The 1,111-nt window shown below is 33.3% G+C and carries 1 protein-coding gene; it reads left to right on the top strand.

What is annotated here, in order from left to right:
- Positions 1–939: hypothetical protein (locus ND811_RS19310; RefSeq protein ID WP_265353623.1), on the top strand; the 939-nt coding region annotated here is incomplete at its 5' end.
- Positions 940–1,111 lie beyond the last annotated feature (172 nt).

Raw genomic sequence — 1,111 nt, 5'->3', positions numbered from 1 at the left:
TTCGTTAACCGCAATTCTGAAATTCAATCTATTAATAAAAAGAAGGAAAAGATGGAATACATATCAACTACTACATTAGCAAATGAATGCAATTTACAAACATCTGATTTATTCAATTTACTTAAAAAATTAAATTGGATAGATAGGATAAATAATAAATGGATTCTTACTGAAACTGGAAAGAAAAAAGGAGGAATCTTAAAAAATCATCCTAAATTTGGAGAATTTATTGCCTGGCCAGAAGATATTGATGTTCCTTTAGATTCTAGTGGCACAAAATCTAAATTATTAAATGCAACAAACATTGGTAAACATTTCAATATATCTTCACAAAGATTAAATTTGATTCTCTCCGAACTTGGTTGGATTAAAAAAAATCTTTCAGGATGGGAACCAACTAAATTAGGTAAATCCTTAGGAGGAAAACAATTTGAACATGAAGTTTCGGGAGGTACCTATGTTCTATGGCCTGATAATATTGTTAATAATAAAATACTGATTACTTCTCTATCTGAAACACCCACTTCAACAACTGACACTATACCTAAATCAGATAATCAATATAAAAATAGTAATTCAGATTCTTTCCGGGAAAAATTTCCGGCAACATTTAGAACAAAAGATGGTCATTTTGTTAGGTCAAGAGCTGAAGTAATTATCGATAATGCACTTTATGATTATAATTTGGCACATGCTTATGAAAGAAAACTCCCTATCGAAGAAGATATTTATGCTGATTTTTTTATTCCTAGCGAAGGTGTTTATATTGAATTCTGGGGTTTAGAAGATGACCCAAAATATAATGAACGAAAGAAAATTAAACAAGAAATATATAAAAATTATGATTTCAAACTTATTGAATTGAATGACAATGATATATCAAACTTAGACGACCATTTACCTAAGAAATTATTGAAATTCGGAATCAAAGTTTATTAGAATCAGAACTGCGGTTAACAGCAACTAACCGCTTCGCTTCGGGACTTCGCCCTCGCTCGGTCTGCGACACATAGGCTTCTGGCACTCCCCTTGCCGTCGCAAGTGTCGTGGCCAGTCCCTAACGTCCCGTCGGGACTCAGGGCCAGCCTACGTCGGTTAGTCTAGTTCGTTA

This window comes from Leptospira soteropolitanensis (genome assembly GCF_026151655.1).
In the GTDB taxonomy this organism is placed as follows: Bacteria; Spirochaetota; Leptospiria; order Leptospirales; family Leptospiraceae; genus Leptospira_A; species Leptospira_A soteropolitanensis.
The sequence above is the reverse complement of the archived record's forward strand: the minus strand, read 5'-3'. Positions and strand labels throughout refer to the sequence as shown.